The organism is Bdellovibrionales bacterium (genome assembly GCA_016716765.1).
In the GTDB taxonomy this organism is placed as follows: Bacteria; Bdellovibrionota; Bdellovibrionia; order Bdellovibrionales; family UBA1609; genus JADJVA01.
On record JADJVA010000025.1, the window covers coordinates 427,615 to 444,045 of the forward strand.

At 44.7% G+C, this 16,431-nt stretch carries 14 protein-coding genes; 7 read left to right on the top strand and 7 right to left on the bottom strand.

The genetic code is table 11. The features are described 5' to 3' along the window. Positions 1-37: 37 nt before the first annotated feature. Positions 38-469: an Rrf2 family transcriptional regulator gene (locus IPL83_18380; protein ID MBK9041088.1), complete on the bottom strand. Its 432-nt coding sequence runs from the start codon at positions 467-469 to the stop codon at positions 38-40. A gap of 201 nt (positions 470-670) precedes the next feature. Here IPL83_18380 and IPL83_18385 point away from each other — a divergent pair, with 201 nt between their 5' ends. From IPL83_18385 to IPL83_18415, 7 genes are all read left to right on the top strand, one after another. Then, positions 671-1,597: a hypothetical protein gene (locus IPL83_18385; protein MBK9041089.1), complete on the top strand. Its 927-nt coding sequence runs from the start codon at positions 671-673 to the stop codon at positions 1,595-1,597. Between the two features lie 92 nt (positions 1,598-1,689). After that, positions 1,690-2,427 (top strand): protein TolQ, encoded by a 738-nt coding sequence (tolQ, locus tag IPL83_18390; GenBank protein MBK9041090.1) that lies wholly within the window; start codon positions 1,690-1,692, stop codon positions 2,425-2,427. Positions 2,428-2,432: 5 nt separating this feature from the next. Beyond that, positions 2,433-2,849 (top strand): protein TolR, encoded by a 417-nt coding sequence (gene tolR / locus IPL83_18395; protein MBK9041091.1) that lies wholly within the window; start codon positions 2,433-2,435, stop codon positions 2,847-2,849. 18 nt (positions 2,850-2,867) lie between these two features. After that, entirely contained in the window at positions 2,868-3,608 is a 741-nt protein-coding gene (locus tag IPL83_18400) for a TonB family protein (GenBank protein MBK9041092.1), read from the top strand. 13 nt (positions 3,609-3,621) lie between these two features. Next, the gene (locus IPL83_18405) at positions 3,622-5,046 is read left to right on the top strand and encodes a PD40 domain-containing protein (GenBank protein MBK9041093.1); all 1,425 of its coding nucleotides are present in this window, start codon (positions 3,622-3,624) and stop codon (positions 5,044-5,046) included. Continuing rightward, positions 5,025-7,511, top strand: coding sequence for a glutamine-synthetase adenylyltransferase (locus IPL83_18410; GenBank protein MBK9041094.1), 2,487 nt, complete (start codon positions 5,025-5,027; stop codon positions 7,509-7,511). Before IPL83_18405 ends, IPL83_18410 begins: the two co-directional genes overlap by 22 nt. A gap of 30 nt (positions 7,512-7,541) precedes the next feature. Further along, positions 7,542-8,492, top strand: coding sequence for a peptidylprolyl isomerase (locus IPL83_18415; protein ID MBK9041095.1), 951 nt, complete (start codon positions 7,542-7,544; stop codon positions 8,490-8,492). Between the two features lie 149 nt (positions 8,493-8,641). Here IPL83_18415 and IPL83_18420 read toward each other — a convergent pair whose 3' ends face one another. From IPL83_18420 to IPL83_18445, 6 genes are all read right to left on the bottom strand, one after another. Continuing rightward, complete coding sequence (locus IPL83_18420; protein ID MBK9041096.1) at positions 8,642-9,502, bottom strand: hypothetical protein; 861 nt, start codon at positions 9,500-9,502, stop codon at positions 8,642-8,644. 212 nt (positions 9,503-9,714) lie between these two features. Next, positions 9,715-13,728, bottom strand: a complete 4,014-nt coding sequence (locus IPL83_18425) for a hypothetical protein (protein ID MBK9041097.1) — start codon at positions 13,726-13,728, stop codon at positions 9,715-9,717. Between the two features lie 333 nt (positions 13,729-14,061). Next, positions 14,062-14,814 carry an OmpA family protein gene (locus IPL83_18430; protein ID MBK9041098.1) on the bottom strand — a complete coding sequence of 251 codons (753 nt, stop codon included), beginning with the start codon at positions 14,812-14,814 and terminating at the stop codon, positions 14,062-14,064. Further along, the gene (locus IPL83_18435; GenBank protein MBK9041099.1) at positions 14,811-15,581 is read right to left on the bottom strand and encodes a flagellar motor protein; all 771 of its coding nucleotides are present in this window, start codon (positions 15,579-15,581) and stop codon (positions 14,811-14,813) included. The genes IPL83_18430 and IPL83_18435 overlap by 4 nt, the downstream gene beginning before the upstream one ends. A 6-nt stretch (positions 15,582-15,587) precedes the next feature. Then, positions 15,588-15,836: a flagellar FlbD family protein gene (locus tag IPL83_18440; GenBank protein MBK9041100.1), complete on the bottom strand. Its 249-nt coding sequence runs from the start codon at positions 15,834-15,836 to the stop codon at positions 15,588-15,590. A 20-nt stretch (positions 15,837-15,856) separates the two neighbouring features. Then, on the bottom strand, positions 15,857-16,324 hold the full coding sequence (locus IPL83_18445) for a cyclic nucleotide-binding domain-containing protein (protein ID MBK9041101.1): 468 nt from the start codon (positions 16,322-16,324) through the stop codon (positions 15,857-15,859). Positions 16,325-16,431 lie beyond the last annotated feature (107 nt).

The following is a 16,431-nucleotide window of genomic DNA, read 5'->3' on the forward strand; positions in this document are numbered from 1 at the left end:
CAAATACGGCAACATTAAAATAGTCATTTACTGGATCTCATAAAGTAAGATCCTGTTCTTTATCTTGGACCTTAAGAATTTCAGAAAGGGCTAATGTTTTGTAAAACCCAACCAATCTCGCATTTAACTCAGCCATGGGCGACCTTACATTGCAGGTATCCTTTTGCAGACAAGTTTCAATTCCATTTATGCATTTAACGATTCCCAAAGGTCCAAGGATCAGTTCAACAAGTTCATAAAAAGATATCTTTGAGAGATCTCGAATGATGACATAGCCTCCCTGAGACCCCTGTTCGGACTTGAGAATACCTTTTTGTGTCATAAGTTGCATAACTCTAGCTGTTGCATCAAATGGGCACTTGGTTGCCTCAACAACTTCTTTTGCAGTGGTGAGTGTTCCCGGAGCTTTGTTGAACATGTATTTGAGCGCCATGAGGGCATACACAACTTTACGGTTGAGTTTATTCATTGATTTCTTCCCTAACCACCGAGGCAGATTGTCCGTTATCACTTAAAAAATGGTGCAGATTAACCAGGATCGAGAAATGAAAGCTAACCGAAGACGCTACTTTAATCAATTTAATATACGTCTTTTTTTAACGTATATAGCCAACTGAAGTTACAATTTTTTTTGAATGACTAAATTAAGTAATTTCAGTAGGTTAACATCATGATGTCAGCTTTTTCAAGACTCTTTATCATTGGGATGGGTATTATTTCCTTTCTCGTCTTGCTCTTGTTTGGTCTTCGGTATTTGGGTTTGCAACGGGAGTTCGAGGCCTACGATCATCCGCTTCTGAAGGACAAAAACCAGTTCTGGATTATTGCAAAAGGGGGTGGAGGAGAGATTGATCAGTCATACACTGAGCAAGCAATGACAGAAAGCTTCAAATTGGGACCTCATGTTGGAGTAGAACTTCCTTTGCGTCGCTCAAGTGATGGAGTGTGGTTTGTATTTCCTGGCCTTCGCCTTGAAGAGATGACAAATGGAGAGGGAATTCCAGAAATGGTGAGCTGGAACCAATTGTCATTTTTGGATGCGGGGTTTAATACTCATTGGCCCGATAGGAGACTCGATGAATTTCGCGGTAAAGGAATTAGGCTTTTAACTCTTAAGCGAGCTGCAGAAATATCAAAGGGACGCCTTCTTTTACTCACGTTTTTTGATCCAAATGCCACATATGTTCAGGAAGTCGTGGCACTCATCAACTCTCTTGATCTTGGAGAAAGGGTGATCATTCGCAGCCCATTCACCAAATTTGTTCGGGAGATGAAGAAGGTGGAACCTTTGTGGCTTTATGGTTCTGACTCACCTGGAGTCGGTCGAGCCATGATATTCGATAATTTAAAAATTGAAACGCTCATTTCTTTTCAGGAGGATATCATCGTTTCTCCGATATCTATGAATAATTCGCTCGTGTTTACGCCGACGCTGACTCTAGAAATTCAACGCCAGCAGAAATCTCTGATTTTGGAGTTGGAAGAGGACCCTTTTTCCAACAATTTTTTTCCCGAATGGATAGAGGGAGCTTTGAAGGGGGTTTTAACTTCTCGCCCAATTTGGGCCCTGAAGAAATTTCGTCCCGCCGCACCATAGATCGATAAACAGAAAGAAAAAGATATCTGAATTGTACTTAATCATTCCATTCTGGTTGCAGACAGCTCAATCTCCCGCTAGCTTATCTCTCTATGAATCAAGCGTGGGCAGCAACGAATCAGGCAGTATCTGTGTCCGTAAATGTTGGCGTCTGGGACGCGATTTGGTCGGCAAGCCTAGTTGTACAATTGACGCTGTTATCACTTGTCCTTCTGTCGATTGTTTGTTGGGCCGTTGTTCTTTCAAAGCGAAGACAGATCAGCCGATTGCGTCGGGCTAACGCTCCCTTTTTGGAATTTTTTTGGAAGGCAAACTCCCTTGACGATATTTTTGATGCAATGAAAGACCATCAAGAAAGCAGTCTCGCCCGCATTTTTAAAAGTGGATACTTGGAGTTGCGTAAAATTGCTGATTCAAATCTGGTTAGCAGGAAATCTGAGAATGATAAGGCTCCGTTGTTGACTGGGAGCGATAATCTGGAGAGGGCTCTGCGTAAGGCCTCAGATGAAGAAATCGCTGCAATGGAATTTCGTTTGACTCTTTTGGCGACGACTGGAAGTACGGCCCCCTTTATTGGATTGTTTGGCACCGTATGGGGAATCATGGGAGCATTTCAAAAAATAGGAGCAACAAAAGTTGCAAGTCTTGCTGTTGTAGCTCCTGGAATATCAGAGGCCTTGATTGCGACAGCTGTGGGATTGGCGGCCGCCATTCCCGCGACCATAGCTTACAATCATTTTTTAACAGAAGTGCGCAAGATGGATTTGGAAATGAGCAGTTTTTCTTCGGACCTATTGAATATTGCCAAGCGTAATTTTTTTCAGGGGTAAGTATATTGGGAATGTCGTCCACGTCCGGGGGCGGACGCGCCGTCCTCAGCGAGATCAACGTGACACCCCTTGTTGATGTCATGTTGGTCTTGTTAATTATTTTTATGGTCACTGCACCCATGATGAATCAGGGCCTCGATGTTGAACTGCCAGAAACAAAGGCGAGCGGTGTCGAAACAACAGAAGAGCCACTGACCCTGGTTATCAAAAAAAGTCAGAAACTTTTTTTGGGTGAGTCCCAGATCCAAATGGAGGGACTTGGAAAGAAATTGGCAGCTATCATGGAAACTCGAAAAAATAAGCAAATATATATCCAAGCGGATCGGCAAGTCGATTACGGTTATGTTGCCGAAGCCATGGGAGAAATTCGGGCCGCTGGAATCTACAGCATAGGTCTGATCACCTTACCAAAGGCCAAGTAATTTGTGGTTGTGCAAGACGTGTCTCCGGAAAATGATTCATTTGCGAAATTAATAGGAACCTCATTCCTGTTTCACATTGGACTTTTACTTTTCTTTTCTGTTAAGTCGCTCGTCTTTCCCACAGAAATGGTTGTCGTCAGAGAAGCGATTCGGGTGGATATTGTCGGATTGCCGGACAAGATTGAACCCAGAAACGAAATTCAGTCAATGCCATCCTCGGATAAGGACCCAAACAAACAAAAAAATGTGCCAGAAAAAGGTGATTTGCCAATGGCTGCAAAGGAGGCCCCTAAGGTGGATCTCAAGAAGGCAAAGGTGGATCAATCCAAAGCCATTGCGAAGTTAAATGCATTGAGCTCGATCGAAAAGCTAGCGAAGGAAATGAAAGAGGTAGCGGTGACGGGAGATTCGTCACCACGAAAGGAATTCAAAGGAAATGTTCTCAGTGCGGGAGAGGATTTGGTGGGTCTCGATGCGCTTGATCACAATAGTTATTTTGCGAGCCTCAAGAGGCAGGTTCAAAAATTCTTTGTCCTCCCTCAGTGGTTGGCGGAATCTGCATTGAGGGCGCAGGCCTTGGTAAAAATTGATGAACGCGGATATGTGGTGAGTCGAGAGTTACTAAAGTCCAGTGGTGATGCCGCTTTTGACGCAAAAGTTTTTGAGGCCATAGATGCCGCTTCACCGTTCCCTCCGCCTCCTCCAAGACTTGTTAATGTGATTGCTTTGAACGGAATGATATTTAATTTTCCAGATTGAACCGAGGTTCGCTATGTCATCAGATATCTTTTTGAGAGTCGCCTTTCTTCTTTCTCTTTTTTTGCTTCCCATACGGAGTTCTTCATGGGCAGAGGAAGCAAATGGCATTTACATTGACGTAGGGCAAGCAACGGTGAAGCGCAGTTTGATTGCCTTACCACCTTTTCAATTTTTTAGTTCAGATAAGACCAATAGCAAGAGTCTTGAAATAGGTCGGGAAATTTTTAATGTGGTTTATAATGACTTGCTGATATCGAATTACTTCACTTTTATTCGTCAGGAAGCTTTTTTGGAAGACACAGCTAAGGTAGGGATGAAGCCGGCTCCGGGAGAGCCAAATGGCTTCAATTTTCAGAACTGGCGCTCGATTGGAACAGAGTTTTTGATTCGCTCGGGATACAAGATAACTGGAACTAAACTTACTGTTGAGACTTATGTGTACCACGTCCCTCAAGCCAAGTTGATCCTTGGTAAAATTTACGAAGGCACAAAAGACTCCGCAAGAAAAATTGGTCATAAATTTTGTAATGATTTGATTCAAGTGCTCACGGGAAAGGATGGCATTTTTTCAACACAAGTCGTCCTTGCTGCAAATGAGGGGAAAAGTTCAATCAAAGAAATTTATACCATGGATTGGGACGGAGCCAATTTAAAAAAAATATCAAATCACAAATCTGTGGCGATTTCTCCAGCTTGGTCGCCGGATGGAAAACAAATTGCCTACACGGCCTTTGCTTATCATGCAAAAGCTAAGACCCGCAATGCAGATATGTTTCTCTATGAAGTAGAGACCGGAAAGAGGTGGCTGTTGTCCTTTCGCAAGGGGATAAATTCTGGAGCCGCTTTTATGCCATCTGGACAGTCTCTGTTATTGACGCTATCGCAATCTGGTAATCCAGATATTTTTGAAATGACCATTGACGGAAAAAATCTGCGCGAAATCACTCATGGGCCAAATCGCGCTATGAATGTTGAACCGGCTCCTTCGCCCGATGGCAAAAGAATAGCCTTTTCTTCTGATCGCAGCGGCAGCCCCATGATCTATATCATGGACACCAATGGCAAGAATGTTCAAAGAATGACCTTCGCTGGCAGATACAATGCCAGTCCGAGCTGGTCTCCAGACGGGAAGCTTTTGGCCTTCGCTGGAACGGACCGCTCAAGGGATGACCCAAAATTCTCCTACTTTGATATTTTTGTTGTGAACGTAGAAACAAGGCAATTGACCCGAATTACATCCGCATTAAAGCCCAACGGCAAACCTGCCGACAACGAAGATCCTTCATTTTCTCCAGATGGACGCCACATAATGTTTGTCTCCAACCGAACGGGTAAAAATCAAATATACATCGCGAGTCCTGATGGAGCCAATGAACGTCGGATCACGGTCGACAACAATTCCTACTATAAGCCCAAATGGTCCGGTCTAACGAAGTGAAGGAGATACAGGTTCCAGAGCTTTCCTTTTACTCTGAGTTGGACTGGGCAGAGGTTTCGCAAGGAAGTTCTGCCGTTGCCCTCTATAGGTCTTGGCTTGATCGATCCGATGCCAATTCCGAAATGGCAAGTTTGAGACTTGATCGCCATCGTGCTTGGTTGCGTGCAGCTCTCGCAACTTTTTTTGACAATGCAGCAACATCACATGTCGTTGAGTTTTGGAGTTATTCAGCTGACAAATTGATCTTGGAGGCATGGCGTGCTTGCGGTCTTGGAGATCTCCCGGTTGCTTTGATTGCGCTGGGTAAGCTGGGCGCTGAGGAATTGAACTTAAGTTCAGACGTTGACTTGATGGTTATTTCTGAGATTGGCCCAACCATTGAAATAGATCGAGCACTTCGGAAGTTTCGGATCCTTTTGGCTGAGAACACGGATTTTGGTTTTGTACTGAGATTGGATTTTGATCTTAGGCCTGGCGGTCGATTTGGGCCAATAGTTTCATCTCTTCCTCAGGTTGAGGATTATTATTGGTCTCAAGGAGAAACATGGGAACGCCTTGCATTGGTGAGGGCCAGAATTCTGCAAGGTCCTCCTGAATTCTGTGATGCCATAATGGATATTTTTGTGAGATTTTGTTATCGTAAGTTTTTGGATTACACTCTCTTAGACGACCTTAAGCAGCTGCGATCAAGAATACATCAACATTACCATTCGATGAACAAGAACGAATTTAACATCAAACTTGGAGTGGGTGGAATTCGTGACATCGAACTGTTTGTCCATGCTCTGCAAGTTATTCATGGGGGGCGTGATCGTACCATCCGAACTTCATCCACAGCAAAGGCTTTATCGGCACTGAGAGATAAGAAAATACTGCCGGACAATGAAGTCGAGTTGTTGGATTCAAGTTATTGGTTATTTCGACATCTTGAACACATGGTCCAACTTGGGAGTGACCGACAATCACATTTGCTTAACTTCAGTTCTCCTCCTATTGGTCGCAGATTTGCGAATCAAGAATTTGTGCAAATCAAGGTTGGATTGGTGAATCAAACTGTGACGACTTTATTGGGATCAGCAGAGGGTTCCAGAGAAACTTTGCCTCCAACAGAAGCCTTGCAAAGAAAGTGGCTATCTGATCTGGGATTTTCAGATGATTGTGTGAACTCGCTGTGGGCGGATTTAGTTAATCAAACGGCTCGATCGATGAAGCTTGAGCGAGACGAATCAGCACGTCGCAAGTTTCTTTACGATTACGTTGAAGAAATTGGACGCAATGGGGTCGACAAGGAATTGGCCCTCTCTTTGCTTTTGGATTTCACACAATCTATAAGGGCTAAAGCAACTTTTTTTAGTCTATTTGTACGTGAACCTCGGTTGGTACGAGATCTGGCCCGCCTGTTTTCCTCTTCTCCTTATCTCGGAAGAATTTTGGCTTCTCGTCCTGAATTGATCGATAGTTTTTTGTTTCGGACTCAGGAGCGGTTTTCTGGTGATCTTGAGATGAAGCTGGAAGAAATGGCTGAACACCGATTGCTAACTGAAATTATTGCAGCTAACCAGTTTTTGGTTGATAGAGATAGCACTGTTCTTTGTCAGAATCTGAGTGCTTGTGCAGACTACATTTGCTCTGAATTGCTTCAGCACCTTGATAGTCGGCCGGACACCGAGAGAATTAATTTGGTTGCTATGGGAAAATGGGGTGGAATGGAGCTTGGTTTTCGCTCTGATTTGGATCTGCTCTTTGTATCTAAATCGAGCCCTGATGCCAATGACCACAAGGTGGCCAAGCGCTTTATCCATCGACTCAATGATTTTCATAAAGGTGGGAAAATCTATTCCATCGACTTAAGGCTGAGACCCTCAGGTCAAGCGGGCCCTCTGATAGTGAGTCAGAGTAGATTGGAGGCCTTTCTTAAAAACGAAGCCTTGCATTGGGAGAGACAGGCCTATTTGAGAGCGCGTCCCCTTTCACGTCTGGACCTACCTTTTGCAGAAATTTGCTGTTCAAGAGGACTTTCTGAATCTGATCTTCGAGAACTCAAGAGGATCAGAACGAAATTGATTGCAGTTCCTGCTTCAGGCATCACAGATCTTAAGCTTTCCGCAGGAGGTCTTATTGATATTGAGCTAGCTATTCAGGCAAGGATTCTCTTTGAGAGAATCGTGCCGTCGGGACCAAGTATGAATGAGATGATGGAGGCAATCAAAAGTGGGCAGAACTGCGAGGTGGGAGATTTGACTCTTCTTCATCGAAACTACTTAGACCTTAGGGCCATGGAGCAAATGGCACAATTGTCCTTCAACCATAGCGGCAGCCAGATAACGCGGAAAAGCCAGGAATCTAAACGGCTCGCCTGTCTGTTGAAGAAAGATGAAGAGGAAATGCACCAACGTCTGGCTCAAATAATGAAACAAAGTACTGAAATTATTAAAGATATTGACCCAGCAGGGGCGTTTCAATAGCATTTTAGTATCTAAGAGAGGAAGTGCATCATGCAAAGGGTGGCTCTCCCGAATTTATTTTTTTTCATTTTGGTATCAACCAATGTCTCTCATTTTGTCTTGGCTCAGGATTCAAACAGTCCCCCGCAATCGCAGGCGGATTATCAACAGCAGCAACAACTACAGCAACAGCAACAGCAACAGCAACAGCAACAACTACAGCAGCAGCTACAACTACAGCAACAGCAACAACTACAGCAACAGCAGCAACTACAGCAACAGCAGCAACTACAGCAACAGCAGCAACCAGGGCAACCAGCACAGCCAGGGCAACCAGCACAGCCAGGAGCTGGCTCTTCTTCAAGCCCAAGAAGGAGCCTATTAAGTCAGAGAAATAGTGAGGCGGCCGCCCTAGAAAAGGAGACACGTAACAAGGTCAGGGCGATCAAGGCCTTGAAGGGGGTCAGCGCGGTTCTTGAAACGAGCCTTGGAAATATTAAGATTCGACTCTTTAATCGTCGTGTTCCTAAAACTGTTTATAATTTCGTGAGCCTTGCAGAAGGAACGCAAGCGTTTCGTGAGAATTCAACAAAGGAAATGAAAACAGCTCCCTTCTATAATGGATTGCTTTTTCACAGGGTTATTCCAAAATATGTTGTCCAAACGGGAGATCCACTCGGGACCGGTCGAGGGGGGCCGGGATATAAATTTGAAGATGAGCCTCATCCGGCTCTTAGGCACAAGAAGGCTGGGATTGTATCAATGGCCAACTTCGGACCAAACACAAACGGTAGCCAGTTTTTTATCACCTTAAAACCAATGCCAGAACTTGACTTTGACAGTGCTCAGAATGCTTTCAAGAAACGTGGGAATACCGTTTTTGGGGAGGTCACCGAAGGCATGGAGGTCGTGAGAAAAATTTCTGAAGTCCCTCGTGACAACTTCGATAAGCCCTTGGAAGCGGTTGTTTTAAAAAGAGTGATCATTCACCGCCAGCACTGATTCCGTTCAATCACTCATGAAGAGAATCGAACGTACAGAAAAATAAAAAAGCCACCTTGTTTCCAAAGTGGCCTTTTAAATTTTCCATATCTCCTCTGATTATTTTTTTGTGCCTTTCCGCAACAAAAATAAAGAGAGGGAGAATTAAATTAAAGTCCGCAAGCTTCCTCAAAATCCTTAACCGCTTGTTTTGCAGCAGCAGCATCAAGATTTCCTCCGAGAGCAGCTACCAGAGCTGTTCCACGAACGACATCAGCTAAAGATTGCGTTTTTGCAAGGTAACCGTTGATAGAAGCAAGTGCCTCGGCAGGATTGGTTTTGGCCAGATCAGCTGATTCCTTTAAGACCGCAGACAATTGGTTGCCCGCAAAGACAATCGCCACAGAAACTTCATGTAGCCGCTCAGCCACACTAGAGTCATCCAAGGGATTGGCAGTTTTCGCCGTACTTGCAACAGTATTGAATTCGATCAAAGCAGTAACGTAGGCTTGAGCAGCCTCCTTTACCATCACCTCAGCTTGAGCCAGAAATTCGGGTGTAATATGTTTGCTCTCTCCTTTTTGTACTTGGCCTTTCAAGCTAACCAAATATTCTTGCGCACTTACTATTTGTGCATTCATTTTTGAGACGGATACAGGAGTGCCTTTTGATGAAAAAGCCAATGCAGGAAGTTGGTTGAAATTGCCAGCGAAGTTCGTAGGAATCGTGCCGCTCACCCCAAGGGTATAGGCCACTTGTTGAAACTGACTAAAGGGATTGCTAGGTGACTGCGCTCCTTGTGGGTTTGTAGCAGCAGTTTTAAGAGTGAGTCCTCTTTGTCCATTTCTGGAAGCAGGAGCCTCTCCAGGTTTAGCTTGAAGAAGTTTTGCAGCTTCGGGACGCTCTAGACCCTTACCTGCTGCTGGCTCACCACCCTTGCGAGCTGATTCAAGTGCCCTCTGAGCATAAGAACTGCTGGCTACTGCTATAGCCAAGCCCAGCACTGTCATTTTAACTGATTTATTTGTCATTTCTATCCCTCACTTCATAGTATTTATAATTATTATCTTTCATAACGTAAATTCAATCACGACCCTTAGCCTCACAAGCCCCGCAGGCCCCCTGCAGCCTAAATATGCATTCTCCGACATCTGGTCTGCAATGATAATGCCATTCTCATTGAAACTTAACATCATCAACTATTTTTTTGTAGGTGGCCAATTCAGTGGTCACTGCTATCATTTTACAAAACCGCGTGGATAAAAAGCCTCTCATCTTCAGTCAAATTTTCCCATGGTGGTGTCGACAGCTGACTCATTTCACCCTCATAGGCCGCAAATTGCGGAGCTCCCTTTTTGCGGTCTAAATACTTCTCTGCCAGCTCCTTCAGCCTGAGTTGTCGGTATTGCCACTCACCGTAGGGAAAAGCATCCTGATCTGGGTCTATAAAATTCACGCTACCCTCTACAGCCCTCAAGAGAGCTTGTACATTAGCGTCTACCGGCACACCTATTTTTAGCTCTAAAGATAAAATATTCAGCATCAGCCACTCTTTAGCCCTATCCAGGTGGTCGGTTCCCACTGTTCCGTTCTGATCAGGCTTGTATTTCATTAACATTTCTAGGCTCGTTAGTATCCACTCTCGATTCTTAATAAAAATATTTTCAGCCTTTTTTAACATTTCTTCATTGTTATAGCGTTTATCGCGAGAAAACATTTCTCTAAAAAGCGGCCTTATCAGGTGATCCAAATAAAGTTCAAATTCAAGTCGTACGGCAGATACGATAGGAAGATACTTGTGGCGCCCTCCATGACAGTTTTCTAGCTCTTGGCGTTTCACATATCGCGGCGGATCCATGTGGAGGAAGCCGTTCTTTGATTTGAAGTTTTGAACGTTCTGCTGGGGAGAAGGATTGTTTGGCTGCAGTTCAGCTGAATACATCAAATCAGCCATTCCTCCGTGGGGGCCACCACTACCATCTGTGCTATCTGTTTCGTCAAACTGACAATCCTTAAGGGTTCCAGGCTGGTCCAGATATTCTCTGTACCCGTAAATCGCAGGCAAGAACCGGTCGCGGATCATTTTTTTATAGTTGGCGCTGGCGATATCAAGGGCATTGTTATAGTGCCGCTCAACATGATTTCCCCACCACTTATCAAAGGATGTCTGGGGAGCCTCTTCGCCCTCATTGGGTGGCTTTGGAGGTCCATCTGCTTTGTCGAGCACATCGTCGTAAAGGGTATTTGCTACCAACTCAGAGAGGGAAGAAAACTTCTTTCCTTCATCGTCGTACCACCTGTATTCGTCAAATGTGCGCAGGACTGGAAGATGGCGGTTAGGTGCACTTTTGTACTGAGGTTTACATCTAGTGGCAAAGTCGTTTGTCAGGCGAGGTGGATAGAAGTCCATTTTAAAGCCAAAGGGATCGCTCACACTCGATTTTGGACTCTCTCCAAAAGTGATTTCCCAGCCCCGATCAGAGGTGTTGCTTTTGATTCCGGGCATAATTCGGGACAGCCAACTCTGGCGCTCAGTCAGATCCATACCGCAGGCCATATTGATTAAAAGGTAGCTGGCAATATTGGGCGCGGGAATGCCCCTGAATTCTTTTGGATAATCGTCCTTTGCGCCCAGCTTGATCAACGCTTGTGTGGTGCCCTGGAGATAGGTCTCAGAGTTGGAGATTGAACCAGGGAGCGTATTGCCGAAGCGCCGTCTGAGCTCAGAAAAATAACAGAGAGGAGGAATGTCAGCCCCGTCAAGTTTGTCGGTCAGTGCTTCACGGAAAGCTTGGGAGTCTTTCTTTGCCTGTTCCTTTTCGGGAGTGCCCGTCTTTTTAAGGTCGCGCTTAACTCGCTCTACATCAAAATTCAGCTCTTGCATCACCTCAGTGGCAGAGTCACCAAGAAGTGCATTGAACTGGGCAATGCAATATTCATCATAATGCTTGGAAAGATCCCAGATTTGTTGCAAGGCCGCCTTAGTTTCCTTGGCATTTGCAGATCGCAGTCCCTTTTCAATAAACTTTAAGTTAGAGACTAAGTTTGTTATTCGGGGGTCATTTTCGGTTTTTTTGGCCGCTGGATCGGAAGTCTTATCCGGACTTTCAAAATTGGAACTATAAAATTTCAAAATGCTTGCTTGACCTTCTGGAGTCTCAAGGCTGGCAATCCAATTGCCGAGGAATTCTGCTTGGGTGGAAATGTTTCGTTCTTGAGCCACTTTCATCGCAGCGATCGACAGACTCCCATCGTCGGCCACAAAAACTGCTTTGTCGTCCTCTGTACTTGACTCAGGATTGTCTACAATTCCATTCATGCCGGCATAAGGGTTGGCATCACCAAAGAGAATACTGGACTGATAATTCGTCTTATCAACGAAATCCTGATAAAAGAGGCGCGTATCCTGATATCTGTTGACGAGGTGGACTGATTGTTCAACCCAAGCGACATAGGAGGCGTTCACCTTCTGAAGAATAAGCTCACGCCAGCTTTTCTGATCGTCAGCATAATTATCTAAGGACTGAAAAATAGTTCCATCGTAACACTTTGGACCGGTGGGAGTATCGAGGAGCCGACTTGGATGAGAACGATCTGGTTTCCATTGCTGGAAGAGGTTTCCGCATGATTCCACATCGTACTTTCTGGTGATGACCCCTCCCCCCTTAGAAAAATTCTGAAATTCACTGAGAAGTTGCTTTTCAGAATTGTCGGCCTCGGTCGACAGGTCCCAGCTATAATAGGGCTTCATGATAAATGACTCAACCACTCGGTCCCAAGCCATGAAAACGACCAAATGCATTCCGCGTCCTGCCCAGCCCAAAATCCTCAATCCGGGATGTGGCGCTGCCGTTGAGACGCCGGCTGCCGCAGCTCCTCCCATTTCAATGCCTGTTACAATGATCTGATTAGCCGCGCGAGCGACAGGAGGAGCGATGAGTTTAAGAGTTGAATAGGTCTGTTTTGCTTTTCCAGCTGTTGAACTGGCATTTTTGAGTGCCTTGATACCCTTGATGGCAGAGTTAAAAGCGTAGGAGGTTGCTGAGGCAGCAGCAGCAGCAGCGATCACCCTCATCGTAGAGCCGAGATATTTGTAGGCCATCTTGTTGCGTATCCACTGATTGTAGGCGAGATCGCAATTTTGAACGTGTTGGGCCTGTTCCATCGGCGAGGCAAAGTTTTTTGGATTCGACATGTATCCCAAATAACAATTCTTCATTGACGTGTAACTATCTGCGATCAGTTCTGAGATCAAAGATCCACCCGCGAGTGAAAAGTAATTGATGAGGGGCCTTGCGAGAACTTGAGTTTTCATTGAAACTCCAGATCTCTTCAATGCAACATCCATCGCCCGTCCTGTTACTCTGGCCCCCGCCATGAACGTAAATAAATGAAACAGTTCGCCGAAATCGAGCAATGTATCCTTACTAAAATACATGCCCGTGGAATCTTGCAGGCCGTGAGGGTTTTCATGAGGTGAAAAAAGCTGAGTGCCAGCCGAAACGACGTTTGCTGCCACATAAAAAAGGGCTGTTTCAACAGGGAAAACCCGAGCTGTGTCTTTTACGGCTTTCACAACTTCACTCGGTCGGAATTGCAGGAGATGTTCGCTATTTGGCAAAAGCAATTGGGCAGGGATCTTCTCGCCATCTTTTCCTTCGAATTCATAAAGAAGGTAGTCGTCAATTTTTCCGGTTTTTTCATTTAGGACTTGGGTTTTTTCAGGCTTTGCTCTGGCCAGTTTAAGTGGATCGGCATTTCGATACAAAACTTCATAGATCATGGGTTTTAGTGAGTTTTTGTAGATTTCACCGTAATAGCCACGCCAAGCGGGATTACGAGCGTAGCGAACAACTTTTTTGAGGTCTTTCAACAGCTCAATCGAAGCGGGATCTAATGTGCCATCCCGTCTTAATTTCGGGTCGAGATTGAGTGCATCAATCGCGTATGCTAGTGCTAACTTCAAATACTTATTTTTTAAATTTCCGGATTCAAATTGGGCTCTCGAAGTGGGGAGCCCAGCCAGAGCCAATCGTTCGAGCGAGCGGACGATCAATTCAACGCTATAGACTGAGACTCCATCCAAATTGGCTGGTTGAAATTTTAAACCTTTGAGAAAATGACCGAGCCCGACGTCTATGAGAACATCAATATGCTCGGTGTTTCCTAACCCCCGACCGGACCCATCAGCAAGAGCTTTGGTGTTTAAATTGCCTGAGAATTCAAAGACTAAGAAAATAATACTTAAAAAGTGCATGATATGTCTCATGTTGGCGATCTTCTGCAACAACGGTGCCTGTCCCTTCAGTTATTTTTCTAGTCAAAACCCTAAAAGAGGCCACATAAAATCCATAAAAGAGAACAGCTTCAGAGTTCTTCAGCTTTCGGCGGTGACAATTGTCGGCAAAGTACCAGGACGGCACTGCAGTGACCATAACTTTGTCAGATTGAGGCCCAATGGGAATATATGAGTGTATTTTTTAGGTCTTTCATAACTGCGAGTTATAGCCAATCAAAAAAATCGATATGGAGGGAGGATTATGGTGCTAAGTTTGGCGCTAAATAATTTTGGGGTTCAAATGTTTGAGAATTAAAACAAGTTGTCGTTGGTGAGGATCACAATTTCGAGTCTTTGATTGTTGGGGTAATTTGCTTTGTCGGATTCAGAAAAAAGTGGTCGTTCTGATCCGTAACTCACAGCCACAAGGCGCTCGGATGGGTAATTGTAGCGGCGGACGAGGTAACGAATAAAACTTGTGGCGCGGCCCGAAGCAAATTCCCACTGACTCGGGAAGGAAGAGTTGGGCACAGGACCCTTATTGGTGTGGGATTCAATGACTAATTTTCTTCCGGTACCTTTTAGGTAGGAGCAGAGGGCATCAAGTGGCTCTAAAGCTTCGCCGCGAAATTTTAATGAATCCTGAGCAAAGAGAGCGCTGGCTTTGAGAGTAATGCGGACTCCTGATTCTATGGCTGCGATATCTAGAATGAGTCCTTTGCCTTTTCCCTTCATCAAGATTTCTTCAACGAAGAGTTCAGTTTGCTCAAGGGTTTCGCGTGTTTTGTTGCTGCTGTCAGTTTGGTAGGTTTTTATCGGCTGGTCGATGGGAGAGTTTTCCTTGATACCTTGATTCACCTCAGCCCCTGAGCCCCCTGCGGCACCAAACTGAATAAGATATTTCTTGATAGATTCTTGAAACTCCTGGCTCTTTTCTTTGTTGATATCACTGGTCGCATAAAGAACAGCAAAAAAGGCAAACATGAGTGTGATGAAATCAGCGTAGGAGACAAGCCAACGGTCATGGCTTTCAGATTCGTCACTTGCCGATTTTCTTTTTCTCATAGACGATTCATTTTATCTGTATTTTTGAGGGTATAGGATCTAATTTTTTCCTCGATAATAAAGGGATTTAAGCCCGTTAGGATGGCGACGGCTCCGTCAATAATCATTTGTTTGAGTTCGATTTGCCTGAGGACCTTGCGCCGAATTTTGTTGGCAATAGGTATGAATATCAAATTCGCAGAACCCACCCCATAAATCGTAGCGACAAATGCCACGGCTATACCTTGCCCTAAAGCGCTGGTGTCAGTGAGATTTGCCATGACCTGAATCAAGCCCAGAACAGCTCCAATAATGCCAATGGTAGGGGCGAATCCTCCAGCGTCAGACCACACTTTTGCTCCAGCAAACTTTCTCGCCTCTTCGATCTCAAGATCTCGTTCAAAAACGTCTTTCAAGACAGCTGGATCTGTCCCGTCAATCATGAACCGAAAGACGTTCTTCATGTAATTGTTATTGAATTTTGGTAATCGATTCTCAACTGCCAAAATGGACTCCCGACGTGCAAGCTGTGCCGAAAACACAATTTCCTTTGCGACACTCTGAAGCTCTTCCGTATTGTCGGTTTTAAAAGCCTCCAGAAAAAGCATCAGGCCAGAGGAGACATCGTCAAGAGTATTGGCAACCAGAGTGGCTCCGAGAGTTCCTCCAAAGACAATCAGAGCGGCTGCCAGCTGAAGGAGGGATGATGTTTGGCCTCCCTCCAGGGCATTGCCGAGAACAATTCCACCAACGCCGACAATGAGACCAAGTAGTGTGAGTAAATCCATGAATATCTATTCCTGCTTTTCGATTTGGTCATTTAAAAAGGTGGATGGCAGCAATGAAAAATCACCCATTTCTCTCTGAAAACAAGCTCTTTTGAAGTTTATAATGTGAGTTTTAATGGTCTCAATCGATTCCGAGACAGGTAATTTCTTATTATCGTTAAATGTAATGACAGTGTCGGGAGTGGCCTCAATGTGCAAAATGAGATCGGAATTAATATGGAGGGGAGCTCCGTTAAGTCGATGTACAACGATCATTTGGAATGCCTCATTGCCTTTTAAAAGTGACTGAGATTCTTCTCGCGCGCAAAACCGAGATCATTTGTCGTAATCCGCAATCGTCCAGCTAAAAAATGTGCCAATTCACGATAAAACTTCACTGCAATAATTGGATTGGCATCCATCAAAACCTTGAGACTGTTATAAGGGACTTCTACGATTGTTGTTTTCTCTATCGCGACGGCAGTCGCTGATCTCTTCTCACCATCAAGAAAAGCCATTTCGCCAAAGTGGCTTCCTGTACCCAAAGTTGCGACCTCCATGCCTTCTCCTGATTGCGTATTCTGGAGGATGCGAACAGATCCGTATTTGATAAAATAGGCCGCCCGTGCCACTTCCCCTTCCGTAAAGATTTTGTCTTGTGGAGGATAAACATGGATCTGTGAAATTGAGCCTATCAGTTCCAGTTGTTCAGGATTGAGTTCTTTAAAAAGGTAGGCATTTTGTAAAACATTCTTTTCTGCCATCTTGAATTCCTTCTCTTACTAATTATGTGATTTCAGATTATCAATAATCTGCAAATCGGTCCAAACAAGGTGATATCAACTATAAAATCATGGACTTTAGATGGATA